The sequence below is a fragment of the Streptomyces sp. SP18CS02 genome (genome assembly GCF_036322365.1).
Classification (GTDB): Bacteria; Actinomycetota; Actinomycetes; order Streptomycetales; family Streptomycetaceae; genus Streptomyces.
Window position 1 is genome coordinate 247,028 of sequence record NZ_JAQYXC010000303.1, and the last position, 25,893, is coordinate 272,920.

Below are 25,893 nucleotides of genomic sequence, written 5' to 3' on the forward strand. Positions count from 1 at the left end.
CCGACGCCTGGGAAGGGCCCCCGTCTCCGCCCGAGGGGCGCAGAGGTGCGGCTTTCGTCGTCCGCGGCCGGGCGGCCGCGCGTACGTCACTCACAGTGAAGGAGCCTCCTCCAGCAGCGGGTGGCCCCAGCGTGCCACGAAGGCGGCCTCGACGGCCGCGCCCACCTTGTAGAGGCGGTCGTCCTTCATGGCGGGGGCGATGATCTGCAGTCCGACCGGCAGGTCGTCCTCCGGCGCGAGGCCGCAGGGCAGCGACATGGCCGCGTTGCCCGCCAGGTTGGTCGGGATGGTGCACAGGTCGGCCAGGTACATCGCCATCGGGTCGTCGGCGCGCTCGCCGATCGGGAAGGCGGTGGTGGGTGTCGTCGGGGAGACGATCACGTCCACCTGCTCGAAAGCCTTCTCGAAGTCCCGGGTGATGAGGGTGCGGACCTTCTGCGCCGAACCGTAGTACGCGTCGTAGTAGCCGGAGCTGAGCGCGTACGTGCCGAGCATGATGCGCCGCTTGACCTCGTCGCCGAAGCCGGCCTCACGGGTGAGGGCGGTGACCTCCTCGGCGGACCGCGTGCCGTCGTCGCCGACCCGCAGGCCGTAGCGCATGGCGTCGAAGCGGGCCAGGTTCGAGGAGCACTCGGACGGCGCGATCAGGTAGTACGCGGAGAGCGCGAGGTCGAAGGACGGGCAGTCCAGTTCGACGATCTCGGCGCCCAGCTCCTTGAGCAGTTCGACGGACTCGTCGAAGCGCTGGAGCACGCCGGCCTGGTAGCCGTCGCCGCGGAACTGCTTCACGACGCCGACGCGCATGCCCTCGACGGACCCGTTCCTCGCGGCCTCGACGACCGGCGGAACCGGCGCGTCGATGGAGGTCGAGTCGAGCGGGTCGTGCCCGGCGATGACCTCGTGCAGCAGCGCGGCGTCCAGGACCGTACGGGCGCAGGGCCCGCCCTGGTCGAGGGAGGACGAGAACGCCACCATGCCGTAGCGGGAGACGCCGCCGTACGTCGGCTTGACGCCGACCGTGCCGGTGACGGCGGCGGGCTGGCGGATGGAACCGCCGGTGTCCGTGCCGATGGCGAGCGGGGCCTCGAAGGACGCGAGCGCGGCGGACGAGCCGCCGCCGGACCCGCCGGGGATCTTGGCGAGGTCCCAGGGGTTGCCGGTCGGGCCGTAGGCGCTGTTCTCGGTGGAGGACCCCATGGCGAACTCGTCCATGTTGGTCTTGCCGAGGATGACGACGTCGGCGTCCTTGAGCTTCTTGGTCAGCGTCGCGTCGTACGGCGGACGCCAGCCCTCGAGGATCTTCGAACCGACGGTGGTCGGCATGTCCCGGGTGGTGAAGATGTCCTTGAGCGCGAGCGGCACGCCCGCGAGAGGACCGAGCTCCTCGCCGCGCTCGCGCTTCTCGTCGACGGCGCGGGCCTGCGCGAGGGCGCCCTCACGGTCGACGTGGAGGAAGGCGTGCACCTTCTCGTCGACGGCCTCGATCCGGGCCAGATGGGCCTCGGTGACCTCGACCGCGGTGAGCTCGCCGGAGGCGATCGCGGCCGCGATCTCGGCGGCGGTGAGCTTGATGATGTCCGTCATGGTGATTAGTCCTCCCCCAGGATCTGCGGCACCTTGAAACGCTGCTGCTCCTGTGCCGGGGCGCCGGAGAGCGCCTGCTCGGGGGTGAGCGACGGACGGACCTCGTCCGCGCGCATGACGTTGGTCAGCGGCAGCGGGTGGGAGGTCGGCGGTACGTCTTGGTCGGCGACCTCGGAGACGCGGGCGACCGCGCCGATGATGTCGTCGAGCTGACCGGCGAAGTGATCGAGCTCTTCGCCCTTCAGCTCCAGACGCGCCAGCCGTGCGAGGTGGGCGACCTCCTCGCGCGTGATGCCAGGCATGCAGCGATCCTCAGGGGTGAGTGTGATGGTTTTGGCCCAATCCTATGGGTCGGCCGCCCGTGCCGGTGAAACGGTTTGCGCGGGGCGGGCCGGGAGGCGCGCGTTTCCCGGCCCGGACCGGGCCGCGACCCGCCCGGGAACCGGGGCCGGAAGGCCCTGACGGCGGGCTAGGGGGGCGCGCCGGGTACCGCGGCGCGACTCGGGACGGGGGGGTCGGGTCCCGGAAAGCGGGCGCGGACCGGCCGGTGACACACCCGGACACGGCGCGGCGCGGCGCACCCCGCCCCGGCGGTCCGGCAGCGGGGCTGGGGCCCCGGCGGCTCGTGGGCACGGCAACGCGGGCGGGCCGGCACCCGGAGGCGAGGCCCGGCTCCTGGAGGCCCGGCTCCCGGGCGGGCCCCACGCCCCGGTCCGCCCCGTGCCGGCCGCCCGGTCAGTTCACGACGCGCGAAGGGCGTTCCGCGTCCGTGGGGGCGGGCGGGAGCTCCGCCGTGGGGCGGTGCCAGCCGTGCTCGCCGCGCGCCCGCAGCCACGCCGTCGTCTCGCTCGGCGGCATCGCGGCGGCGACCAGCCAGCCCTGGACCGCGTCACAGCCCAGGTCGCGCAGGCGCTCCCAGGTCTCGTCGTCCTCCACGCCCTCGGCGACCACGAGCAGGCCCAGCGAGTGGGCCAGGTCGACCGTGCAGCGGACGATCTCGGCGTCCTCGTTGTCGATGGCGAGGCGGGCGACGAACGAGCGGTCGATCTTCAGCTCGCTCACCGGCAGCCGACGCAGGTGGACCAGGGAGGAGTACCCGGTGCCGAAGTCGTCGAGGGACATCTTCACGCCGTGGCCGGTCAGCCCGGCGAGGGTGTCCGCGGCGCGCTGCGGGTCCTCCAGCAGGACGTGTTCCGTTATCTCCAGCTGGAGCGAGCCCGGCGGGACCCCGTGGCGGGCCAGCCGCGCGGCGACCGCGCCCGCGAAGCCCGGGGTGTGGACGTCGCGCGGGGAGACGTTCACCGCGACCGGCACCTCCAGACCCTGCGCGCGCCACTTCGCCACCTGGCCCAGGGCCGTCTCCAGCACGTACTCCGTGAGGTGCGGCATCAGGCCCGAGGACTCGGCGATGGCGATGAACTCGTCCGGGGGGACCCGGCCGCGCTCCGGGTGGACCCAGCGGACCAGCGCCTCCAGGCCGGCCACCCGGCCGTCGAACTGGACCTTGGGCTGGTAGTGCAGCTCCACGTCGCCGGCGTCCAGGGCGCGGCGCAGATCGCCGAGGAGGCCGAGCCGGTCGGGGGTGTTGGAGTCCCGCTTGGACTCGTACACCTCGACGCCGGTGCGGTCGCGCTTGGCCTGGTACATCGCGACGTCCGCGCGCTGGAGCAGCCCTTCCGCGTCGCCCGCGTGGTCCGGGAAGACGGCGACGCCCGCGCTGGCCTCCAGGACGAGGGTGAGTCCGTCGAGGTCGAGGGGGGAGGAGAGCTCCGCCACCAGGTGCCGGGCGATCCGCTGCGCGCTGGTGGTGGAGTCGGCCGTCGGCAGCAGGACGGCGAACTCGTCACCGCCCAGCCGTGCGGCCTCCGCCCCGCGGGGCAGGGCGAGTCGGAGCCGGTCGGCGATTTGGAGCAGCAGGCGGTCGCCCGCGAGATGGCCGAGCGTGTCGTTGACCGAGCGGAACCGGTCCAGGTCGATCAGGACGAGCGCTGCCCGGGCGCCCTCGCCCTCGGCCTCCTCCAGCGCGGACCAGGTGCGCTCCAGGAGCCACTGGCGGTTGGGCAGGCCGGTGAGGGGGTCGCGCAGCTGCTCCTCGGCGCGGGCGCGGGCGATCCAGAGCGTGGAGTCGAGGGCGATCAGCGGTACGGCGAAGAGCGGCAGCAGTACCGGCAGGGAGACCGCGACGACGCAGATGAGCGGCGCGATGCCGAGGAGAGCGACGGCGACGAGCCCCTGCCTCAGCAGCGCCGTGCGGGCCGCGGTGGGCAGCCGGCCGCTCTGCGGCGCCAGGGTGTACCACAGCAGCAGCCGGGTCACCACCAGATAGGCGGCGGCCGCGAGCGCGACCTCCGGTACGGCCGCGATGCCCCATTCGAGGGGCCGCCACGGCTGTTCGACGGAGGGGACCTCTCCGAACGCGGCGAGGACCAGGGCGGCCGCCCCTATCCCGAGGATGTCCGCGGCGCCGTGCAGCAGCCCCTGGCGCCAGCGGTGCCGCCGGGCGGCGCCCACCAGGACGACGACGGCGAGGCTGACCAGCCCGGCCGGCACCCAGCCGTACAGCAGCAGGACGGCGAGGGTGAGGGCGGCGCCGGAGCCCGTGCCGCCCCACCAGCGGTCGCGGCCCAGGGCGACCAGGTGGCCGACGATGATGCCGGTGAGCACGGCGAGCGACCAGCCCGCGGCGCCGGCGGGGAAGAGGGCGTGGCCGTCGCGCACGGCGCGGCAGATCCCGGTCGCGAGCAGCAGGCCCGCGACGGCCACGACGACGGAGGGGAGCCTGGATGCGATGCCCGCGAAGGCCGCGTGCGCACGCGGCCACAAGACCGGGGCGGCACTCTCGGTCGGTTTCATTCCGTCCCTCTCACAGCCGGCTGTGCCGTTGCCACGATGGCCCGTTGTCATGCCACCACGACCGGAATCACACCCTGCGGCCGCGCACGACAGGCGCACGTCTCAACAGTAGGCCGCGAAGGGCTCCGACGGGCAGCGCTCTACAGCTCTTGCCCGAATGCGACCCGGCCACCCTTATCCATCTGGTATGCGCTGAACGGGTGACCTTCGACTGCCTTTTCTCGCCCTACTGTTCGACCGGAACCGCCACTTCCCGCGCAGCCTCCACACCCTGTTCGAGCAGCACGGCAAAGCCGTCCTCATTCAGAACCGGAACCTTCAACTGCATCGCCTTGTCGTACTTGGATCCCGGGTTGTCACCCACAACAACAAACCCGGTTTTCTTCGAAACGGAACCGGTCACTTTCGCTCCGCGGCTTTGCAGCGCTTCTTTTGCGCCATCCCGTGTGTGATTCTGCAGCGTTCCGGTGACGACCACGGTGACCCCCTCCAGCGGGCGGGGCCCCTCGTCCTCGCCGCCGCCCTCGTCCTCCGTCCGGACCCCGGCCGCCCGCCACTTGCGCAGGATCTCCCGGTGCCAGTCCTCCTCGAACCACTGCTTGAGGGAGGCCGCGATGGTCGGCCCCACGCCCTCGACGGCCGCCAGCTCCTCCTCGGTGGCCTGCTCGATGCGGTCGATCGAGCGGAACTCGCGGGCCAGCGCCTCCGCGGCCACCGGTCCCACGTGCCGGATCGACAGACCGGTGAGGATCCGGGCCAGCGGCCGCTCCTTCGCCGCCGCGATGTTCTCCAGCATCGCGAGGGCGTTCTTCCGGGGCTCGCCCTGCTGGTTGGCGAAGACCGTCGCGACCTTCTCCTCGCCCGTTTTCGGGTCCCGCTTGGGCAGACCACTGTCCTGGTCGAGGACGTACGCCTTGATGGGCAGCAGCTGCTCGATGGTGAGGTCGAAGAGATCGCCCTCGTCGACCAGCGGCGCGTCGGCCGGCTCCAGCGGCTTGGTCAGCGCGGCCGCCGCGACATAGCCGAAGTTCTCGATGTCGAGGGCCTTGCGCCCGGCCAGATAGAACAGCCGCTCCCGCAACTGGGCGGGGCACGTGCGGCCGTTGGGGCAGCGGAGGTCGATGTCGCCCTCCTTCATCGGCCGCAGCGCCGTACCGCACTCGGGGCACTCGGCCGGCATGACGAACTCCCGCTCGCTGCCGTCCCGCAGGTCCGCGACCGGCCCGAGGATCTCCGGAATGACGTCACCCGCCTTGCGCAGCACCACCGTGTCACCGATGAGCACGCCCTTGGCCTTCACCACCTCCTGGTTGTGGAGGGTGGCGAACTCGACCTCCGAACCGGCGACCGTGACCGGCTCCACCTGCGCGTACGGCGTCACCCTGCCGGTCCGGCCGACACCCACACGGATGTTGACCAGCCTGGTGTTGACCTCCTCCGGCGCGTACTTCCAGGCGATCGCCCAGCGGGGCGCCCGCGAGGTGGACCCGAGCCGGCCCTGGAGCGGGATGTCGTCGAGCTTGACGACCACACCGTCGATCTCGTGCTCCACCGAGTGCCGGTTCTCACCGAAGTACGTGATGAAGCCGCGCACGCCGTCGAGGTCGTCGACGACCTTGTTGTGCCGGGCGGTCGGCAGGCCCCACTCGCGCAGCAGTTCGTACGCCTGGGAGAGGCGGTCGATGTCGAACCCGTCACGGGCACCGATGCCGTGGACCACCATGTGCAGCGGCCGGGTGGCGGTCACCTTCGGGTCCTTCTGCCGCAGCGAGCCCGCCGCCGCGTTGCGCGGGTTGGCGAAGGGCTTGTCACCCGCCTCGACCAGACGGGCGTTCAGCTCCTCGAACCGCTCCATCGGGAAGTAGACCTCGCCGCGGATCTCGACGAGGTCGGGGATCCGGTCGCCCTTCAGCCGGGCGGGGACGTCGGCGATGGTGCGGACGTTGGGCGTGATGTCCTCACCGGTCCGGCCGTCGCCCCGGGTCGCGGCACGCGTCAGCCGCCCCTTCTCGTACGTCAGGTTGACGGCGAGGCCGTCGACCTTCAGCTCGCACAGGAAGCGGTACGCCGAGGTGCCGACCTCCTTGGCGACCCGGTCCGCCCAGGCCGCCAGCTCCTCGTCGTCGAAGGCGTTGTCCAGCGAGAGCATCCGCTCGCGGTGCTCGACCGCGGTGAACTCCGTCGCGTACGCCCCGGCCACCTTCTGCGTCGGCGAGTCGGGGGTGCGCAGCTCGGGGTGCTCCTCCTCCAGCGCCTCCAGCTCGCGCAGCAGCCTGTCGAACTCGCCGTCGCTGACGATCGGCCGGTCCTTCACGTAGTACCGGAAGCGGTGCTCCTCGACCTGCTCGGCCAGCTGCGCGTGCTTCTCCCGTGCCTCCGCGGGCACCACGTCATGCTGTTCGACAGCCACCGTCATTCCTCCGTTACTCTGGGTTCTCCGCGAGCGATCTCGCCGCCCGGCCGGCGTGGGCGAGCGCCGCACGGGCATACGCGGGCGAAGCGCCCGCCAGCCCGCACGTCGGAGTGATCACCACGGACTCGGCGAGAGTCCCCGGATTCAGCCCCAGCCTGCGCCACAGCGTCCTGACACCCATGACGCTACCGGCAGGGTCCGACAACGGGCCGTCGGTGGAGCCGACGACGCCCGCGAAGAGCTTCGTACCGCCTTCCACCGCCTCACCGATCGCTTCCTCGTCACGCTCGGTGAGCAGGCCGAAATCGAACGAGATGCCCGCCACGCCGGCCCGGCGCAGCAGGGCGAACGGCACGTCCGGCGCGCACGAGTGCACGATCACCGGCCCGTGGCCCTCGTTCACCGCGATCACGTCCCGCAGCGCGCTCTCCACCACCTGACGGTCCACGGCACGGTGGGTCCGGTAACCGCTCGCCGTCCTGACCTGCCCGCGCAGCACGGCGGTGAGGGACGGCTCGTCGAGCTGGAGCACCACCCGCGCCCCCGGCACCCGGCGCCGTACCTCCGAGAGGTGTTCACGCACCCCCTCGGCCAGCGACGCCGTCAGGTCCCGGCAGGCCCCCGGGTCGCCCAGCGCGGCCTCGCCGCCCCGCAGCTCCAGCGCGGCGGCCAGCGTCCACGGGCCGACGGCCTGGACCTTCAGCGGGCCCTCGTACCCCTGGGTGTACTCCTCCAGGGCGTCGAGGTCCTCCCCCAGCCAGGACCTGGCTCGCCGGGTGTCGCGGCCGGGGCGGTCGCCGACCCGCCAGCCGCTCGGCTCGACGTGCCCGTACATGTCGACGAGCAGTCCGATGGTCCGCCCGGTCATGTCGGCGCCCGGTCCGCGTGCGGGCAGCTCCGGAAGGTGGGGGAAGTCCTCGAAGGAACCTGCGACGGTCTTGGCGGCCTCGCGCGCGTCGCCGCCCGGCATCGACCCGACACCGGTGGCGGGGCCCCAGCTGAACTCGTTCTTCTCGCTCACCCGGGAAGCGTACGTGCCGGCACGGGGCGACCCGGCCGGGACCTCAGTGTCCCGGCCGTACCGTCAGGTCGTTGACCTCGGCGTCACGCGGCAGGTCGATGGAGGCGAGGATCGCCGTGGCGACCGACTCCGGATCGATCCAGCGGGACGCGTCGTACTCCTTGCCCTCCTGGGAGTGGACCTTCGCCTGCATCGGGCTGGCCGTGCGCCCCGGGTAGACCGAGGTGACGCGTACGCCGTTGCCGTGCTCCTCCGCGCGCAGCGAGTCGGCGAGCGCCTTCAGACCGTGCTTGGAGGCGGCGTAGGCGGACCACTCCGCGTGTGCGTTGAGGCCGGCGCCGGAGTTGACGAAGACGACGTGCCCCCGCGCGGTCCGCAGTTGGGGCAGGAAGAGCCGGGTCAGCTCGGCCGGGGCGATGAGGTTGACCTCCAGCTGGCCGCGCCAGGCCCTGGTGGTCAGCTCGCCGACGGGGCCGAGGTCGACCACGCCGGCGCTGTGCACCAGCGAGTCGATCCGGTCCGGCAGGGGCTGGTGGGAGAAGGCCCAGGAGAGCCGGTCGGGGTTGGCGAGGTCGCCGACGAGCGTACGGGCGCCGGGAAACGCGCCGGCGAGCTCCTTGGCGCGGCCCGCGTCGCGGGCCAGCAGCACGAGTTCGTCGCCCCGCTCGTGCAGGCGGCGCGCGACGGCCGCGCCGATGCCGGAGCCCGCCCCGGTGATCATGTGAGTAGCCATACGGGCCATGCTCGCACTCCTGGCGGCCTACCGGACGCCCATGCTCTCCTCAAGGTAGGCCAGCGCCGCCACGCCGTCCTCCGCGAAGAAGACGAGCTCGGTGAGGGGAACCGGCAGGAAGCCTTCCGTCTCCATGCGCCGGAACTGCTGCTTCAGGCCGTCGTAGAAGCCCGCCGTGTTGAGCAGCACCACCGGCTTGGTGGTGAGGCCGTGCTTCTTCAGCTCCAGGATCTCGGTGGCCTCGTCGAGGGTGCCGGTCCCGCCGACCATGATGACGATCGCGTCGGACCTGGCCAGCAGCTGCGCCTTGCGTTCGGCGAGGTCCTTGGTGACGATCATCTCGTCCGCGCCGGGCCGGGCCTTGGCGGCCAGGAAGTCGACCGAGACGCCGACGAGCCGGCCCCCCGCCTCCTGGACGCCGTCCGCCACGACCTTCATCAGACCGACGTCGGAGCCGCCCCAGACCAGGGTGTGACCGCCCTTGCCGAGCAGTTCGGCGAACTCCCGGGCGGGTCCGGTGTAGCGCTCGTCGAGGTCGGCCGCGGAGAGGAAGACACAGATGTTCATGCGCCCACGGTACGGGGAATCGGCCGGCGGCCGGCGTCGTTGAAGCAGGGTATGGCCACAGGACACCGCATCACCGTCGAGCCCGGCACCGAGCATGTACGGGTCGTCCTTGAAGGGCGTCTGATCGCCGAGAGCCGGCGCCCCCTGGTACTGCGGGAGGCGGGCTGCCCGGTCCGGTACTACCTGCCGCCCGACGACGTCAGGACGGAGCTGCTGACCGAGTCCGCGACCCGGACGCACTGCCCGTTCAAGGGCGCGGCCTCCTACTGGTCCGTGAAGGACGCCGCCGACGGGCTCGACGTCGTGTGGGCGTACCCGGAGCCGAAGCCGGAGGTCGCCGCCATCACGGGGCACTTCTGCTTCTACGCGGCCGAGACCGTCGCGGAAGAGGACTGAGCGATTCCCGCTCCGGAGCGATGCGTTCCGGCGCGGACGCCGGTCCGTATCGGCACGGGTCATGGGAACCGGACACCGGACAGGACCGGGGGCCGGATGCCCTCGAAGGACGGCACCCCCGTCACGTACGAGCGACGCGGGCGGGGGCCGCCCGGCCCGGGGGCCGGGCGGTCCCGGTCAGACCGCGGCCGCGGCCGCCCGCCGCGTCGTCGCGATCGTCGCCGAGCCGACCACGCGTGTGCCGTCGTACAGCACGATCGCCTGGCCGGGCGCCACACCGCGTACCGGCTCGGTGAAGGTGACGCGCAGTTCGCCGTCCTCCAGGGCGGCGGTCACCTCCGTCTCGCCGCCGTGGGCCCTCAGCTGCGCGGTGTACGTGCCCGGGCCGGACGGCGCCGTGCCGCACCAGCGGGGCTTGATCGCGGTGAGGGCGGTGACGTCGAGCGCCTCGACGGGGCCGACGGTGACCGTGTTGTTCACGGGGGAGATGTCCAGGACGTAGCGCGGCTTGCCGTCCGCGGCCGGGTGGCCGATGCGCAGTCCCTTGCGCTGCCCGATGGTGAAGCCGTACGCGCCCTCGTGGGTGCCGACCTTCCGGCCGGCCTCGTCGACGATGTCGCCCTCGGCCCGGCCCAGGCGGGAGGCGAGGAAGCCCTGGGTGTCGCCGTCGGCGATGAAGCAGATGTCGTGGCTGTCGGGCTTCTTGGCGACGGCCAGGCCGCGGGCCTCGGCCTCGGCGCGGATCTCGTCCTTGGTGGTGAGGGTGTCGCCCAGCGGGAACATCGCGTGGGCGAGCTGCTTCTCGTCCAGGACGCCGAGGACGTACGACTGGTCCTTGGCCATGTCCGAGGCGCGGTGCAGCTCGCGCGAGCCGTCCTCCCGGAGGACCACGGTGGCGTAGTGGCCGGTGCAGACGGCGTCGAAGCCGAGGGCCAGCGCCTTGTCCAGCAGCGCGGCGAACTTGATCTTCTCGTTGCAGCGCAGGCACGGGTTGGGGGTGCGACCCGCCTCGTACTCGGCGACGAAGTCGTCGACGACGTCCTCGCGGAACCGCTCGGCCAGGTCCCACACGTAGAACGGGATGCCGATCACATCGGCCGCGCGGCGCGCGTCGCGCGAGTCCTCGATGGTGCAGCAGCCGCGCGCACCGGTACGGAACGACTGCGGGTTGGCGGAGAGGGCCAGGTGTACCCCGGTGACGTCGTGCCCGGCTTCGGCGGCACGGGCGGCGGCGACGGCGGAGTCCACACCGCCCGACATGGCGGCGAGCACACGGAGGGGGCGCTGGGGAGTCTGAGTCATAGCCCTACCAGAGTACGGGCCCGCGGGAACCGCAGTCGCGTGAGTACGCGTTCACGATCACATGGGAAGTCACACGGGCCGGGGCGGCCGGAGCGGGAAGAGCCGCGGCATAGGCCGGCGCGCGGTGCTGATCGGCGGCGGGGCGGCCGTGGTGGGCACGGCCGTGGTGGTCCGGGACGAGGTCCGCCGTGTCTGGTGGCGGCTGCCGGGCATGGAGAAGAAGCGGGTGGAGGGGGAGCTGGACCACCGGGGCGCCGAGTGGTCGGCGGCGGCACGCGCGAACTGGCGGCGGGCGGACCGTCCGGACGACTACACCATCGACCGGGTCGTCATCCACGTCGTGCAGGGCAGCTACCCGACCGCGCTGAAGGTCTTCAAGAACCCGGGGCACGGGGCGGCGACGCACTACGTCGTACGCAAGGACGGGCACATCGCGCAGATGATCCGCGAACTGGACGTGGCCTTCCACGCGGGCGACCGGGACATGAACGAGCGCAGCATCGGCATCGAGCACGAGGGCTTCGTGGACCGTCCGCAGGACTTCACACCGGCGATGTACGCGGCGTCGGCCCGGCTGACGGCGGGCATATGCGCGCGGTACGGCATACCCGTGGACCGGGAGCACATCATCGGCCACGTCGAGGTCGAGGGCACGGACCACACGGACCCGGGACCGCACTGGGACTGGGACCGGTACATGAATCTCGTACGGTCCGTCTCGGTGCCCTCGCCGAAGGCGGCGGAGAGCTGACCGGCGGCGGGCGGCACCGGGGCGCGGGAGCGGCCGCCGGTGCCGGCCCGGGCACCGGCACTGGTGGGACCGGGCAGGACTTCAGGTGAGCCCGGCCGTCCTGGCGCGTTCGACGGCCGGGCCGATGGCCTTGGCGACGGCCTCGACGTCCGCGGCCGTGGAGGTGTGGCCGAGCGAGAAGCGCAGGGTGCCGCGCGCCAGGTCGGGGTCGGTGCCGGTGGCCAGCAGGACGTGGCTGGGCTGGGCGATCCCGGCCGTGCAGGCGGAGCCGGTCGAGCACTCGATGCCCTGGGCGTCCAGCAGCAGGAGGAGCGAGTCGCCCTCGCAGCCGGGGAAGGCGAAGTGGGCGTTGGCGGGGAGCCGGTGCTCGGGGTCCCCGCCGAGGACGGCGTCCGGAACGGCGTCGCGGACGGCGTCGATCAGCCGGTCGCGCAGGGCTCCCACATCGCGTACGAACTCCTCGCGGCGCTCCGCGGCCAGCCGCGCCGCGACGGCGAACGCCGCGACTGCCGGGACGTCGAGGGTGCCGGAGCGCACATGGCGTTCCTGTCCGCCTCCGTGCAGCACCGGTACGGGGGTGTACTCGCGGCCCAGCAGCAGCGCCCCGATGCCGTAGGGGCCGCCGGTCTTGTGGCCCGAGACGGTCATGGCGGCGAGCCCCGAGCCGGCGAAGGCGACCGGGAGCTGGCCGACGGCCTGGACGGCGTCGGCGTGCAGCGGCACGTCGTACTCCCGCGCGACGGCGGCGAGTTCATGGATCGGCATGACGGTGCCGATCTCGTTGTTGGCCCACATGACGGTGGCCAGGGCCACGCTCCCCGGGTCCCGCGCGATGGCGGTGCGGAGCGCGTCGGGGTGCACGCGCCCGAACGGGTCGACGGGCAGGTACTCGACGGTCGCGCCCTCGTGGTCGCCCAGCCAGTGCACGGCGTCGAGGACGGCGTGATGCTCCACGGGGCTGGCCAGCACCCGCACGCGGCGCGGGTCGGCGTCCCTGCGGGCCCAGTAGAGGCCCTTGACGGCCAGGTTGTCCGCCTCGGTGCCGCCCGAGGTGAGGACGACCTCGCTGGGGCGTGCGCCGAGCGCTTCGGCGAGGGTCTCCCGGGCCTCCTCGACGGCACGGCGGGCGCGTCGCCCGGCGGCGTGCAGTGAGGACGCGTTGCCGGTGACGGCGAGCTGGGCGGTCATCGCCTCGATCGCCTCCGGGAGCATCGGAGTGGTCGCGGCGTGGTCGAGGTAAGCCATGGTGCCCTGATTCTACGAGCACCGGGAAGGTCTCCCGGCGGGGCGGTGACCCGGCGACCCGCCCGCCGTGCCGTGCGGGTCCTTGCGCCCCCGCGGCACCGGCCGTGGCCGCCGTGTCCCGCGCACCGCCGACGGCCACCGGGCCGGCCCTGCCCGGCGGGGCGCGAGCGCCGTCCGGGTCAGGTGATGCTCCAGGACCAGGTGTGGTCCACGGAGACCAGAACGGCCAGCACGACGAGGTCGGCGACGCCCAGGCCGAGGCCGAGCAGGGCGCGGCCACGGCGCGCGGTGCCGCGCCGCAGGGCGATGGCGGCCAGTCCGATGGCGACCGGGCCCAGGACGATGTTCATGACCAGCAGGCCCACCAGGCCGAGCACGAACGAGGCGACGGCCATGCCGTCGGTGTCCCGGCGGCCGACCGGGCGCTCGCCGGCGGGCCGGCCATCGGCGTCCGGGGCTCCGGTCGCGGCGGGCCGGCCGGTCTCACCCGTCGCGCCGGGCGCTTCGGCCGGGCGCCGACCGGCCGTGTCGCGTGGGTCGGCCGTGTCGCGCGGGTCGGCGCTCCGGCGGGGGCCGGTGCCGCGGTGCGGTCCTGTGCCGCGGGACGTGTGGCCCGGGGCGGTGCCGTGCCGCGGGAGGTGCGGCCCGGCGGTACGGGCCGTGTGGCGCCGGGTGGATGTGGTGGGTTCCATGACAGGACTCCTCCGAACCTCAGTGGTGGTGCCGCTTGCGGCCGAATCGCTCACGGGTGGCGAAGATCAGCAGCCACGCGCCGATGACGGCGGCGCCGATCAGGCTGACGGGAACCGGCACATGGGCCACGGTCCCGAGGGCAACGCCCAGCAGAAGCAGGGCGGCGACGATGAAGAGCATCGGGCGACCTCCCTCATTGAGGAAACAGTTGTTTACTGACTGCCCAGTCTAGCCGTCCTCATGCTGGAAGAATCCGGAGAACGGTTGTTTACTGAATGTCATGAGTCACACCGCCGGAATCCGTCAGGCCCAGAAGCAGAAGACCCGTCAGGCCCTGCTGGACGCGGCACTGCGCCTGCTGGAGGAGCAGAGCCTCAGCAGCCTGGGCCTGCGCGAGGTGACCCGCGCCGTCGGCATCGCGCCGACCGCCTTCTACCGGCACTTCCGCGATACCGCGGACCTGGGGGTCGCCCTGGTCGACGAGGCTCTGGGAAGCCTCCACGGCACCATCCGCACCACCCTGGCGGCGACCGGCGACGCGGACGAACGCATCACCGGAACCGTGGAGTTGATCGCCGGTCTGGTACGCGAGTACCCCGCCCATGTCCGTTTCATCGCACGGGAACGGCACGGAGGCGTACAGAGCGTGCGCGAGGCGATCGGCGGCCAACTCGACCGGTTCGCCCGGGAGGTGGCCGAGGAGCTGGGCCGCCACCCGGACAGCGAGGGCTGGGACCGCGACGACCTGCTGATGCTCGCCGGGCTGTACGTCGACCACATGGTGATGACGGCCTCCGCGTTCCTCGCGGCCGGGCCCGATCCCGTCGAGCGCGAACGGGTGGCCCGCAACGCCCGCCGCCGGATGCGACTGGTCAGCTTGGGCCGTCGCCACTGGCTGGACTGAGGCCGTACAGCTCCACGACGGCCGCGGCCATCGCCGCCAGCTCCGCCCGCGCCTCGGGCGGGTCGAGGATCTCCAGGTGGGCCCCGAGGGCCAACAGGCCCCGGGCGTGGCGCACATCGGGGAGGGCCAGCTCCACCCGGGTCCATCCGCCGGCGTCCACCGGGCCGCCCCCGGGTCCTCCTCGGGCCCCCGCTTCCGGCGCGCCCGCCGCCCCGCCCTCGGGTTCGGGGGCGGTGACGAGCAGGCCGCCATGGAGGCGCAGGAAGAGGTCCAGACGGGAGGCGCGCACCCGGGCCGTCACCCGCAGGCCCGCCGGACGGTGCTCGACCCGGCGCCGCAGCACCTCCCAGACGTCGGCCAGTTCCACGCCTGGGCGCCGCCGCACGGGATCGTCCGTGACCGTCGCCCTCCCGACCCGGTCGGCCCGGAAGAGCCGGGGCGCACCCCGGTGGTCGGCCACGAGGTACCAGACGCCGGCCTTGGCCACCAGGCCGTACGGGTCCACGGTGTACGCCCTCGGCCCCTCGGTGCCGCTGTGCCGGTAGCACAGCCTCAGCCGCCGGTCGGCGAAGACCGCGTCGTGCAGGGTGTCCAGGTCGACCGCGGGGCCCGGCCCCCGCATCCAGCGGTCGGGGTCCACCAGGATGCGCCGGCTCGTCAGCTCGGCGGCCGGACGGTGGGGTTCGGGCAGTGCGGCCATGACCTTGCGCAGGGCGGAGCCCAGCGCCCGGTCGAGCCCGAGCGCGGCGTGGGCGCCCTCGGCGGCGAGAACGAACAGGGCGCGCGACTCGTCGGCGGTCAGCCCCGTCACATCCGTACGGAAGCCGGGCAGCAGCGCGATCCCGCCGTGCCGCCCGCGTTCGGCGTAGACCGGCACCCCGGACGCGGAGAGCGCCTCGACGTCCCGGTAGATGGTGCGTACGGAGACTTCGAGGCGCTCGGCGAGCTCCGCGGCCGGGACGAGTCCACGGGTCTGGAGCAGCAGGAGGATCGACAGCAGCCGGTCGGACTTCACCCGGCCAAGCTAACGCGGCCGGTTCAGCCCCGGGGCGCGCGGGCCAGCTGACGGGACTGGGCGACCAGGCGGTCCGCGCTGTCCCAGACCTCGGCGTCCTCCTCCAGGAAGCCGCCGGCCAGGTTGCGGGTGGTGATGGCGACCCGGAGCGGGCCGGGGGCCGGGCGGCACCGGATGTGGGCGGTGAGTTCGACGGTCGGCGTCCAGCCGCTGAGGCCGAGCTCGAACGAGGTCGGCGGCAGCGCGTCGACGGTGAGCAGCAGGGACAGCGGGTCGGGGTCGCGGCCGTCGGCCAGGCCGAACCAGCCGCGCATCTCGCCCTTGCCGGAGGGCGCGCCGACGGCCCAGCCGACGGTCGCCGGGTCGAGCTTGATGTCGAGCCGCTCGGTGATGGCCGAGGAGCCGGGGATGCGCGCCGGGCCGTCCGACGCGCCGAGGCAGTGCTCGATCGGCGGAATGGCCGGGGGCTTGGCCGTCGTACGGACGTCGTCGGGAAGCGCGTCGAGGTCGCCGTAGGAGGCGAGCACGCGGATGCGCTCCACCTCACTGCCGTCCTCGGCGTACTGGAAGAGCGACGCCTGTCCGGTGGAGAGCGTGCGGCCGGTGCGGACCGTCTCGGTCCGGATCACCGCGGGGCCCGGCACGGAGGGCGTCAGGTAGTGCGCCGAGATCGTGAACGGGTCGGGATGCGGCAGTGCGTCCCCGAGGGCGCGGCCCAGCAGGGCCAGGAGATAGCCGCCGTTGACGGCCTGGATGATCGTCCATCCGGCGGAGAGCTCGGCGTCGTACACGCCGGATTCGCGCAGGGTCACCGCCGTGTCGCGGTCGAACTCGCTGTCCATGGGGCGACCGTACAACAGAAAATTACTGAGCGGTAGCTTTCCCGGGGAGCTGCTCCTCGGTGGCGGCCGAGCGCCGGTTCCAGGCCCGGGGCGCCCGCCAGTGGAAGCGCATCGCGAGCAGACGCAGGACGAACGCGGTCATCACCGCGATCCCGCTGGTGAACGGGTTGAGCATCTCGAACCGGATGCACAGCGCCACCATGATGGCGCCGACCATGGCGGGCACGGCGTACAGGTCCCGGTCCCAGCGCAGCAGCGAGGGCACCTCGTTGGCCAGCACGTCCCGCAGGACACCGCCCCCGACGGCGGTGGCGAGACCCAGCGCGGCCGAGGAGGTGAGGCCGAGGCCGTACTCGTACGCCTTCGTCGTGCCGGTGACGCAGAAGAGGCCGAGCCCGGCGGCGTCGAAGACGTTGACGGCGGTCTGGGTGCGCTCGACCTGGGGGTGCAGGAAGAAGACGAGGGCCGTGGCGACCAGGGGCGTCAGGAAGTACCCGAGATCGGTGAAGGCTGCGGGCGGAACGGCGCCGATGATCAGGTCCCTGAGCAGGCCCCCGCCGAGCGCGGTGACCTCGGCGAGGACGGCGATGCCGAAGACGTCGAAGTTCTTGCGCACGGCGAGCAGCGCGCCGGAGATCGCGAAGACGAAGATCCCGACGATGTCGAGCGCGTGTTGAACGGAGGGCGTGAACAGATCCTGGAGCACCGGCCAATTGTGCAGCGTCCCCGGCGCGCTCCCGCCCCGCGCCCCGCGCCCCGCCCTGCGCCCCGTGCCCCGCACGGCCCGCCCACCGGCATCTCCCGCGCCTCCCGCGCCTCCCGTGCCCGCGCCGCCCGTGCCGCCCGCGGCAGGGCGGAAAGGGCGACGCCCCGGGCCCATGAGGGCTCCGGGGCGTCGACGGCCGGTCCGCGGACCGGGCTCACACCTTCTTCTTCGGCCCGCCGTCGTTCCCGGGGGCCGCGTCGGTCTCCTCGGCCGCGTCGGTCTCCTCGGCGGCCCGGGAGTCCCCGGCCGGGAGGTCCGCGGCGGTCGCCGGTTCGGCCTTCTCCGCCGACTGCGCCGACTGCGCCGACTCCACCGACTTCGCCGTCACCTCCACGACCTCGATGGCCTCCCGCGCCGACGCCAGGACCTCCTCGCCGGGCGCCTGGTCCGGGGCGTTCTCCGGGTGGTGGCAGGCGACCCGCTGCCCCGGCCGCAGCTCCAGCAGCGGTGGCTCCTGCGTCTTGCAGATCTCCGTCGCCTTCCAGCAGCGCGTGTGGAAGCGGCAGCCGCTCGGCGGGGAGATCGGCGACGGTACGTCGCCCTTGAGCAGGATGCGCTCGCTCTTGGCCGTCCGCCGCCTCGGGTCCGGGATCGGCACCGCCGACATGAGGGCCTTGGTGTACGGGTGCATCGGCGCCTCGTACAGCGACTTGCGGTCCGCCAGCTCGACGATCTTGCCGAGGTACATCACCGCGATCCGGTCCGAGACGTGCCGGACGACCGAGAGGTCGTGCGCGATGATCACATACGTGAGACCGAGCTCCTGCTGGAGGTCGTCGAGCAGGTTCACCACCTGCGCCTGGATCGACACGTCCAGCGCCGAGACCGGCTCGTCCGCGACGACGAGCCTCGGGTTGAGCGCGAGCGCCCGGGCGATGCCGATGCGCTGGCGCTGACCGCCCGAGAACTCGTGCGGGTAGCGGTTGTAGTGCTCCGGGTTGAGGCCCACGACCGACAGCAGCCGCTGGACCTCCTTCTTCAGGCCGCCCTCGGGCTTGACGCCCTGGAGCCGGAAGGGAGCACTGACGATCGTCCCGATGGTGTGGCGCGGGTTCAGCGAGGAGTACGGGTCCTGGAAGATCATCTGCACATCGCGGCGCATCGGGCGCATGGCGCCCACGCCGAGATGGGTGATGTCGCGGCCCTCGAACTCGATCGTGCCGCCCGTCGGTTCGAGCAGCCGGGTGATCAGCCGGCCCATGGTCGACTTGCCGCAGCCGGACTCGCCGACGACGCCCAGGGTCTCCCCCGCGCGCACCTCGAAGTCGATGCCGTCGACGGCCTTCACCGCTCCGGTCCGGTGCCTCAGCAGGCCCTCGCGGATGGGGAAGTGCTTCTGCAGGCCGGTCACCTTCAGCAGGATCTCGGGCTCCGGGGCACCCGTACCGCTGCCGCCGCCGCTCTGTGCGGGAATGCTCACGGCTGTGTCCTTCGCGTTCTCGCTCACAGCTTGGGCGCAATCTCTTCGGTCCAGATCCGGTCCCGCTGCTCCGGCGTCATGTGGCAGGCGGCCCAGTGCCCGCTGCCGACCTCACCGAGCTCGGGACGGACCGTGCGGGTGATGTTGTCCTTGGGCACGTCGGCGTACGGGCAGCGCGGGTTGAACGCGCAGCCCGACGGGATGTTGATCAGTGACGGCGGGGACCCCTTGACCGGGATGAGGCGCTCGGTCTGGTCACGGTCGAGCCGCGGCATGGAGCCGAGCAGGCCCCAGGTGTACGGGTGCCGAGGCTGGTAGAAGACCTCCTCGGCCGGCCCGCGCTCGACACAGCGCCCGCCGTACATCACCAGCAGGTCGTCGGCGAGTTCTGCGACGACGCCCAGGTCGTGGGTGATGATGATGACCGCCGAGCCGAACTCCTTCTGCAGGTCCCGGATCAGGTCGAGGATCTGCGCCTGGACGGTGACGTCGAGCGCGGTGGTCGGCTCGTCCGCGATGAGCAGTTCGGGGTTGTTGACCAGCGCCATCGCGATCATCGCGCGCTGGCGCATACCGCCGGAGAACTCGTGCGGGTAGCTGTCCACACGCTTGTCGGGCTGCGGGATGCCGACCCGGTCGAGCATCTCGACGGCCCGGCGGCGCGCGGTCTTCTTGTCCACGTCGTTGTGGATCCGGTACGCCTCCACGATCTGCTTGCCGATCGTGTAGTACGGGTGCAGCGCCGACAGCGGATCCTGGAAGATCATCGCCATCTCGCGGCCGCGCAGCTCGCGCACCTTGTCCGGGTCGGCCGAGAGCAGCTCCTGGCCGTCCAGCCAGATCTCGCCGGATATCTGTGCCTTGCGCCTGCCGTACTGGCCGGCGGTGTGCAGGCCCATGATGCCGAGCGACGTCACCGACTTGCCGGAGCCGGACTCACCCACGATGCCGAGGGTCTTGCCCTTCTCCAGCGTGAAGCTGAGCCCGTCGACCGACTTCACCAGCCCGTCGTCGGTGGGGAAGTGGACCTTCAGGTCGCGGACGTCCAGAAACGCGGAGGGCGCGGAGGGCGCGGAGGGCGCGGAGGAAGGGGCGGACGCGGCGGACACCGGTTCGCCGACCGCTGCTCCGGTCTTGCCGATCTCTGTCATGCGAGCCTCACTCGGGGGTCGATCGCGGCGTACAGGATGTCCACGACGAGGTTCGCGACGATCACCGCGAGGGAGGTGATGAGGGTGACACCGACGATGATCGGCAGATCCCGCTCGCCGATCGCCTTGAGGACGGCCTGGCCGAGACCCGGCAGGTTGAAGGCGGTCTCGGTGAGGATGGCTCCGCCGATCAGGGCGCCGAGGTCCATGCCGAGCATGGTCAGGATCGGCGTCATGGTCGAGCGCATCGCGTGCTTGCCGATCACGACCGGTTCCCTCAGGCCCTTGGCGCGGGCGGTACGGATGTAGTCCTCGCCCATCACCTCCAGCATGGTGGCCCGGGTGATGCGCGCGTACATCGCCGCGTACAGGAAGGCGAGGGTCACCCAGGGCAGGATCATGCCCTGGAGCCAGCCGCCGACACCCTCGCCGATCGCCATGTACTGGCCGTCGATCACACCGAGGCCGTAGGTGAAGACCGCCAGCGAGATCATGGCGGTGAAGTAGATCGGCAGCGACACGCCGGAGAGCGCGATCGTCATCACCGAGCGGTCCCACAGGGAGCCCCGCTTCAGCGCGGAGAGCACGCCCGCGGAGACGCCGAGCAGCAGCCAGAGCACGGCCGCGCCGAGCGCCAGCGTCAGGGTCACCGGCAGGCGGTCCGTGATCAGCGGCCAGATGGCCTGCTCGCTGCGGAACGAGTAGCCGAAGCAGGGGGACGCGCAGTGCGTCACGTCGCCGCCGGAGGAGTACGTACGTCCCACGAACAGGCCCTTGAAGAACTCCAGCGCCTGGACGTAGATGGGTTCGCCCAGTTGCAGCTTCTGCCGGACCGCCTCGACGGCCGCGGCGTCGGACTGCTTGCCGACGTACATCGTGGCCGGGTCGACGCCCGTCCACGAGGGGATGAGGAAGAAGATGCCGAAGACCACCAGGATGATGACCACCAGCATCACTGCGGCGGCGAAGAGCCGCCTGATGAGGTATGCGAGCACTGCTCTCGGCCCAGCGGGGGCCGCGGGCCGCCGGAGGTCGTCCGGTGGCCCGCGGTCAGACCGCTCCGGCCTTCACCTGCCTTTCGTACCGTGTGGCGGGTGTGCCGGTGGTGATTACTTCAGACCCAGGCTGGTGAAGTCGTACTGACCGCTGTACGCGTCCGTCGTGTAGACGTTGGTGAGCTGGGGCGAGCGCCAGTTGACGAACTTCTCGAAGACGAAGGGCAGGTAGTGCGCGCCCTCCATCACCTTGTGGTTGATGTCCTTGGCGAGCTGTTCCTTCTTCGCGTCGTCCAGCTCGACGGCGTAGTCGTCGAAGGCCTTGTCGATCGCCGGGTTCTTGATCATCCCGAAGTTGTTGTTGCCGCTCTCGAGGATGTAGGAGCTGTCCCACAGCGGCTGGCCGTAGCCCTGCACGGACGGGAAGTCCGGGCCCCAGCCCATGATGATGATGCCGTAGTTCTTGCTCTTGACGACCGACGGGTTGCCGATGATGCCGGAGGTCTGCGAGCCGTCGTACTTGTCGATGTCGACCTCGATGCCGACCTTCTTCAGCGACGCCTGCATCGACTCGGCGGTGGCCACCTCGACCGGCTTGTTGTTGCGGACCGCGATGGTGGTCTTGAAGCCGTTCGGCTTGCCGCAGGCCTTCAGGGCGGCCTTCGCCTTGGTGACGTCCGCCGCGCCGTCGTTCTTCGTCAGCTCCCACGGGTCGTACTTCTGGCCCTCGGAGCCCGGCACGGACGGCGGCAGCATGTTGGTGCCGATGTCGCCGCCGGCCACCGGGCCGCCGCGCGCGGTCTGCAGCGACTTGTGGTCGGAGCCGTAGATGACGGCCTTGCGGCACTCGATGTTGTTGAACGGCTCGACCGTCTGCGGGAAGACCGCGTAGCGGATGAAGCCGGAGACCGGGTTGTCCAGATTGCCCTTGTGCTCCTTCAGCGCCTTGGTGCGGCCCTGCGGGGACATGCCGGTCTGGTTGATGTCGAGGTGGTAGTCGCCGTTGATCAGGCGGTTGTCCATCTCGTTGGCGTTGGAGAACAGCGTCAGCGAGATCTTGTCCGGGAGCGCCTTGCGGACCGGGTCCGAGGACTGCTTCCAGTTGGTGTTGCGGACCAGCTCCAGCGACTTGTTCGGCGTGTACGACGCGAACTTGTACGGGCCCGAGGAGAACGGCTTGAGGCCGTACTTCGACTTGGTGTCCATGTCCTGGCGCACCGGCGAGGACGAGGTGAGCGCGAGGATGTCCTCGAAGTCGCTGTTGGGCGAGGGGAGCTTGAAGATGATGGTCTTCGCGTCCGGCGTCTCGATGGCCTTCAGGCCCAGCTTGTCCGGCGCGGTGTCCTTGTACGGGCCGGGGTACTCCTTCTTCGGGTCGAGGATGTCCCGGAGGTAGACCGGACCGCCGGAGAGCACGTCCTGTGCCCACTGGCGCTCGATGCCGTACTTGATGTCCTGGGAGGTGATCGGCTTGCCGTCCTCCCAGGTCGAGCCCTCACGCAGGGTGTACTTGTACGTCTTGCCGTCGGGCGAGATCTCGGCCCGTGCCGTGGCGAGGTCGGGGGTGAGCTCCGTACCGGCCTTGCCCGGCTCGGTCTTGAAGGTGACCAGCTGGCGGCTGTAGTAGCGCATGAAGTTCCAGGCGAAGCCGTAGTAGCCGCGCGTGGTGTCCCACGAGTCGGCGTCCTGGGCGCCGGCGAACTTCAGCGTGCCGCCCTTCTTGTCCGACGCGTTGGCGACCTTGTTGTTGGCCGCGTCGAAGCCGGCCGCGCCCTTCTTGTCACCATTGCCGCCACCGCCGCCGCACGCTGCCGTGGTCAGCAGCGCCGCGACCACGGCAGCAGCTGCCACGGCCTGCTTGCGCCGCCCTGAAGTGGGTTGGGTAGTCACGATCTCGGATCCTCCGTGTGAGTAGCGGCCTGCGGATAACAGGGCTTGGGGGTACGGCAGTTCAGCGCGAGCCCTTCGGGTCGAGCGCATCGCGTACGCCGTCGCCGAAGAGGTTGAAGGAGAGCACGGTGATGAAGATGGCCAGACCCGGGATCACCATGAACATCGGGTCCGCGTCGAAGTAGTCCACCGCGTCGGAGAGCATGTCCCCCCAGGAGGCGGTGGGCGGCTTGACGCCCACACCGAGGAAGCTGAGCGCGGCCTCCGTGAGGATGTTGGTGGGGATCATCATCGTCGTGTACACGACGATCGGCGCGACGAGGTTGGGGAGCAGCTCCTTGACGAGGATGTAGGTGCGTCCCGCTCCGAGACTGCGGGCCGCCTCCACGTACTCCCGCTCGCGCAGCGAGAGGGTCTGGCCGCGCACCACACGGCCGATGTACGGCCAGCCGAAGAAGCCGATCACGAGGATCATCACCATCACGCGCACGCTGGTGCCGGTGAGACCGAGCAGTTCGTTCGGCATGACGGAGACCAGCGCGATGATGAAGAGCAGCTGCGGGAACGACAGCAGCATGTCCATCACACGGCTGATGGTGGCGTCCACCCATCCGCCGAAGAAGCCCGCGAGGATGCCGAGGACGGTGCCGAGGACGACGGCGACGACGGCCGACAGGAAGCCGACCAGCAGGGAGATCCGGGCACCGTAGACGATGCGGGCGAACACGTCGCGGCCGTTGACCGGCTCGATGCCGAACCAGTGCTCACCGCTGACGCCGCCGAAGGACCCGATGGGGGTCGAGAAGAGCGGGTCGATGAGGTCTTCGTGGTGCTCGTCGGGCGACTGGCCGACGAGCGCGGTGATCACCGGCGCGAGGAGCGCCACCACGATCAGGAAGAGCACCACGGCGCCACCGGCGAGAGCCAGTTTGTCGCTCTTGAGGCGCTCCCAGGCGATACGGCCGGGAGAGCGGCCCTGCACCTGCTTTCCCTCGGAGACGCCTGCCGCTTCCGCGGCGGCGCTCGGGGCGGCTTCCGCAGTCGGCTCGTGCAGTGGTGCCGTCATCTGGCAGGGACCCCTCTCAACCGGCGGTGGCCGGCCCGCACTTGCCGCTCGTGGCGGCGTGTTCCGTCCGTCGTACTCAGTCGCACGCAGGGGCGAATCCACCCCTTGGAGCGGGAGTCTTCAACGCGGTTGCGATCCGTTACCAGACTTGACGGGGAATGGATGCGCAAACGTGATGCTGTCTGGGGAGTTCCGTTATCCGAACGTCCGTGAACGCGGGCCGGACGTGGGGCAGTTGCGTCCTAAGGGGTACGCGCGTAGATGTGCCGTACTTGTCTCATCAGGTGACATCAGACCCGGGCACCTGGCACGAAAACGCCACCAGGGCGGTCAAGTCACTGTGCCCACCGACGGTTCACGCAGCGCACGGGCATCGGTGGCGGCGCCGGCCCGCGCGGTCGGCGGGCTCGACGATCCCTCGGGCGCCGCCGGGGGGCGCGCGTGCGGAGGAAGGCCCGCGTGCGTGGAAGGCCCGCGGGACAGCGGAGAGCACGGGGCGCGGGGGGGCGCGCCATGGGGTGGCGGTGGCCGGAACCCGACGGAGGGGCGGGACGGGCTCGCACCGCGCGGCGTCAGGAGGCGCGGCGCCGGGCCGGGCGGTCCCCCCGGCGGCCGGACGTCACCCGCCGGGCGTCAGGCGCCCTGCCGGTACGCGCCCGGTCAGTACGCGCCGCGGGCCGGCGGGTACCCGTACCCGGCGGCGGGCACGACCGGGGCCGTGGCGTGCGCCTCCCGGTCGTAGAAGGGCCGGGTGTTGGCCCGCAGCCACATCGTCACCGGGTCGTACTCGTCGGACATCGCGACCGTCGAGACGGGCAGGCCGTCGGGGACGGCCCCGATCGACTGCTGCATCATCGCGCGCACCGCGTCGACGGACGCCTGGCCGGTGTCGTACAGGTCAAGGCCGATGGCGAGGTACGGGGAGCCGAGGGCCGGCTGCACCCAGGCGCGGCGCAGCGCCCGGACGGCGGGCGTGCGGTGGGCGTTCTGCGTGAGCTGGGCGTAGAACTGCGGGATCTGGATCGCCGGTTCGGACAGCCGCAGCGGCCCGGCGGGCATCCGGTCGAGACCGGTGGCGATCCGGCGCAGGTCGGGCCACGGGATGCCGACGCCGCCGCCGGGGGCGTGCGGATTGAGCCAGATGCCCCAGCGGTCCGGGTAGAGGGCGCGGGCGATGTCGCGGCCGGTGATCACCTCGTGGGCGCGGTTCCAGCCGGAGGCGGCGAGCTCCTGGGCGGAGGTGACGCAGGGGGCGTAGCCCAGGCCGTCGACCTCCATGTTCCCGTACTGCGCGTCGGGCGAACCGGCCTGGCCGTGCCAGAGCAGCATCCACACCGGGCCGTCGGCGAGGGCGTGCAGCAACGCCTCGTACGCGTCGTACCGCCCGGGGGTCACCTGGCGCAGCTTGTGCTCGACCTGTCCGGCCGCCCCGGTGCCTGACGCACTCACCCTGGTCCCCGCCCCTCTTACGTCCACCGGACCAGCTTAAGCGGCCGGGCCCGCCACGGACTCGTTCCCCGTACGTCCTACCGCTGGTAGAACGGCCGTACCTTCGCCAGCATCCAGTCGCCCACCGGATCCTGCGCGATGTCGAGCAGGACCAGGTTGACCGGCCACGGCACCTGGGCAGGACCGCCCCGGCCGAGCGCCCGGCCGAGGGCGTCCATCGGTACGTCACGGTCGACGCCCTCCCAGGAGGAGAGCTGGACGCCGATGAACAGCGTCGGGCTCCCGCCCTCGATGCTCGCGAGGGCGCGGCGGGCGGTGAGGACCGTGCCGGCGGCCTGGAACTCCTCCGCCGCGGCCGCCAGGAAGTCCACCGGGTCGTCCTGCCAGTCGGGCTCGAAGAGCCGCACACGGGCGCCGCTCGCCGCCCCGTCCAGCGGGGTGCGGCCGGCCCGGCACAGCTCGGCCACGGCGGGCGGCGGCAGCGGGGCCCCGACGGCGCCGCCGGGGTTCACGGCGATGCCCAGCTGCGGCGGGAGCCCGCGGGCGAACTCGACGGCCGGGGCGACGGTGAAGGGCGTATGGGCGCCCACGCAGTGCTCGAACTGCTGCCGGGAGCTGAAGACCGGTACGTAGGGCAGGCCGTCGATCTCCAGGGTGGGCAGGTCCAGGCTGGGGCTGTCGGGCCCGCCGCCGTTGGGCAGGGGGACCCAGACGCGGCTGCGGCCCAGCACCTCGACGAGCCGTGCGCCGGATCCGGGGTTGCCGAGCGAGGCGGTCAGGACCTCTTCGAGCTCGTTGCCCGGCCATGCGGTGACCACTGCGTCCACTGGTCCTCCT

At 71.9% G+C, this 25,893-nt stretch carries 24 protein-coding genes; 3 read left to right on the top strand and 21 right to left on the bottom strand.

Annotated elements, in window-relative coordinates; translation table 11 throughout:
- Positions 1-90: 90 nt before the first annotated feature.
- The 7 genes from gatA to PUR26_RS32125 form a co-directional block, all read right to left on the bottom strand.
- Positions 91-1,584: an Asp-tRNA(Asn)/Glu-tRNA(Gln) amidotransferase subunit GatA gene (gene gatA / locus PUR26_RS32095; RefSeq protein WP_329877951.1), complete on the bottom strand. Its 1,494-nt coding sequence runs from the start codon at positions 1,582-1,584 to the stop codon at positions 91-93.
- Positions 1,585-1,589: 5 nt separating this feature from the next.
- Positions 1,590-1,886: an Asp-tRNA(Asn)/Glu-tRNA(Gln) amidotransferase subunit GatC gene (gatC, locus tag PUR26_RS32100; protein WP_015036350.1), complete on the bottom strand. Its 297-nt coding sequence runs from the start codon at positions 1,884-1,886 to the stop codon at positions 1,590-1,592.
- Positions 1,887-2,319: 433 nt separating this feature from the next.
- Positions 2,320-4,437 carry a putative bifunctional diguanylate cyclase/phosphodiesterase gene (locus tag PUR26_RS32105; RefSeq protein WP_329877952.1) on the bottom strand — a complete coding sequence of 706 codons (2,118 nt, stop codon included), beginning with the start codon at positions 4,435-4,437 and terminating at the stop codon, positions 2,320-2,322.
- 226 nt (positions 4,438-4,663) lie between these two features.
- Positions 4,664-6,853, bottom strand: coding sequence for an NAD-dependent DNA ligase LigA (gene ligA, locus PUR26_RS32110; RefSeq protein ID WP_329877953.1), 2,190 nt, complete (start codon positions 6,851-6,853; stop codon positions 4,664-4,666).
- Between the two features lie 7 nt (positions 6,854-6,860).
- Positions 6,861-7,871: a methionine synthase gene (locus PUR26_RS32115; protein WP_329877954.1), complete on the bottom strand. Its 1,011-nt coding sequence runs from the start codon at positions 7,869-7,871 to the stop codon at positions 6,861-6,863.
- Between the two features lie 43 nt (positions 7,872-7,914).
- Positions 7,915-8,613 (bottom strand): SDR family oxidoreductase, encoded by a 699-nt coding sequence (locus PUR26_RS32120; RefSeq protein WP_329877955.1) that lies wholly within the window; start codon positions 8,611-8,613, stop codon positions 7,915-7,917.
- Positions 8,614-8,631: 18 nt separating this feature from the next.
- Positions 8,632-9,171 (bottom strand): TIGR00730 family Rossman fold protein, encoded by a 540-nt coding sequence (locus tag PUR26_RS32125; protein ID WP_329877956.1) that lies wholly within the window; start codon positions 9,169-9,171, stop codon positions 8,632-8,634.
- Positions 9,172-9,222: 51 nt separating this feature from the next.
- Between PUR26_RS32125 and PUR26_RS32130 the strand changes: the two genes are divergently transcribed.
- Positions 9,223-9,567 carry a DUF427 domain-containing protein gene (locus PUR26_RS32130; RefSeq protein WP_329877957.1) on the top strand — a complete coding sequence of 115 codons (345 nt, stop codon included), beginning with the start codon at positions 9,223-9,225 and terminating at the stop codon, positions 9,565-9,567.
- Positions 9,568-9,744: 177 nt separating this feature from the next.
- Here the strand turns inward: PUR26_RS32130 and mnmA are convergent, their stop codons facing one another.
- Complete coding sequence (gene mnmA / locus PUR26_RS32135; protein WP_329877958.1) at positions 9,745-10,869, bottom strand: tRNA 2-thiouridine(34) synthase MnmA; 1,125 nt, start codon at positions 10,867-10,869, stop codon at positions 9,745-9,747.
- 61 nt (positions 10,870-10,930) lie between these two features.
- On the opposite strand from mnmA, the gene PUR26_RS32140 reads away from it, so the two are divergent.
- Positions 10,931-11,620, top strand: a complete 690-nt coding sequence (locus tag PUR26_RS32140; protein ID WP_329877959.1) for an N-acetylmuramoyl-L-alanine amidase — start codon at positions 10,931-10,933, stop codon at positions 11,618-11,620.
- Positions 11,621-11,701: 81 nt separating this feature from the next.
- Here PUR26_RS32140 and PUR26_RS32145 read toward each other — a convergent pair whose 3' ends face one another.
- The 3 genes from PUR26_RS32145 to PUR26_RS32155 form a co-directional block, all read right to left on the bottom strand.
- Complete coding sequence (locus PUR26_RS32145) at positions 11,702-12,865, bottom strand: cysteine desulfurase family protein (RefSeq protein WP_329877960.1); 1,164 nt, start codon at positions 12,863-12,865, stop codon at positions 11,702-11,704.
- Positions 12,866-13,044: 179 nt separating this feature from the next.
- Positions 13,045-13,260, bottom strand: coding sequence for a DUF4190 domain-containing protein (locus PUR26_RS32150; protein ID WP_329878572.1), 216 nt, complete (start codon positions 13,258-13,260; stop codon positions 13,045-13,047).
- Positions 13,261-13,576: 316 nt separating this feature from the next.
- Positions 13,577-13,738, bottom strand: coding sequence for a hypothetical protein (locus PUR26_RS32155; protein ID WP_329877961.1), 162 nt, complete (start codon positions 13,736-13,738; stop codon positions 13,577-13,579).
- Positions 13,739-13,838: 100 nt separating this feature from the next.
- On the opposite strand from PUR26_RS32155, the gene PUR26_RS32160 reads away from it, so the two are divergent.
- Positions 13,839-14,462 (top strand): TetR family transcriptional regulator, encoded by a 624-nt coding sequence (locus tag PUR26_RS32160; protein WP_329877962.1) that lies wholly within the window; start codon positions 13,839-13,841, stop codon positions 14,460-14,462.
- Here the strand turns inward: PUR26_RS32160 and PUR26_RS32165 are convergent.
- From PUR26_RS32165 to PUR26_RS32210, 10 genes are all read right to left on the bottom strand, one after another.
- Entirely contained in the window at positions 14,431-15,477 is a 1,047-nt protein-coding gene (locus PUR26_RS32165) for a helix-turn-helix transcriptional regulator (RefSeq protein WP_329877963.1), read from the bottom strand. The two genes, PUR26_RS32160 and PUR26_RS32165, sit on opposite strands and share 32 nt — an antisense overlap.
- 23 nt (positions 15,478-15,500) lie before the next feature.
- A complete protein-coding gene (locus PUR26_RS32170; protein WP_329877965.1) occupies positions 15,501-16,319 on the bottom strand; it encodes a thioesterase family protein in 819 nt (272 codons plus the stop codon).
- A 22-nt stretch (positions 16,320-16,341) separates the two neighbouring features.
- Positions 16,342-17,025 carry a trimeric intracellular cation channel family protein gene (locus PUR26_RS32175; RefSeq protein ID WP_329877967.1) on the bottom strand — a complete coding sequence of 228 codons (684 nt, stop codon included), beginning with the start codon at positions 17,023-17,025 and terminating at the stop codon, positions 16,342-16,344.
- Between the two features lie 214 nt (positions 17,026-17,239).
- A complete protein-coding gene (locus PUR26_RS32180; RefSeq protein ID WP_329877969.1) occupies positions 17,240-18,505 on the bottom strand; it encodes an ABC transporter ATP-binding protein in 1,266 nt (421 codons plus the stop codon).
- Between the two features lie 23 nt (positions 18,506-18,528).
- Positions 18,529-19,656 (bottom strand): ABC transporter ATP-binding protein, encoded by a 1,128-nt coding sequence (locus PUR26_RS32185; protein WP_329877971.1) that lies wholly within the window; start codon positions 19,654-19,656, stop codon positions 18,529-18,531.
- Positions 19,653-20,651, bottom strand: coding sequence for an ABC transporter permease (locus PUR26_RS32190; protein ID WP_329877973.1), 999 nt, complete (start codon positions 20,649-20,651; stop codon positions 19,653-19,655). Before PUR26_RS32190 ends, PUR26_RS32185 begins: the two co-directional genes overlap by 4 nt.
- Before the next feature lie 114 nt (positions 20,652-20,765).
- A complete protein-coding gene (locus PUR26_RS32195; RefSeq protein ID WP_329877975.1) occupies positions 20,766-22,541 on the bottom strand; it encodes an ABC transporter substrate-binding protein in 1,776 nt (591 codons plus the stop codon).
- A 61-nt stretch (positions 22,542-22,602) separates the two neighbouring features.
- Complete coding sequence (locus PUR26_RS32200) at positions 22,603-23,607, bottom strand: ABC transporter permease (protein WP_329877976.1); 1,005 nt, start codon at positions 23,605-23,607, stop codon at positions 22,603-22,605.
- 660 nt (positions 23,608-24,267) lie between these two features.
- Positions 24,268-25,056: an enhanced serine sensitivity protein SseB C-terminal domain-containing protein gene (locus PUR26_RS32205; RefSeq protein WP_329877978.1), complete on the bottom strand. Its 789-nt coding sequence runs from the start codon at positions 25,054-25,056 to the stop codon at positions 24,268-24,270.
- Between the two features lie 77 nt (positions 25,057-25,133).
- On the bottom strand, positions 25,134-25,874 hold the full coding sequence (locus PUR26_RS32210; RefSeq protein ID WP_329878574.1) for an enhanced serine sensitivity protein SseB: 741 nt from the start codon (positions 25,872-25,874) through the stop codon (positions 25,134-25,136).
- Positions 25,875-25,893 lie beyond the last annotated feature (19 nt).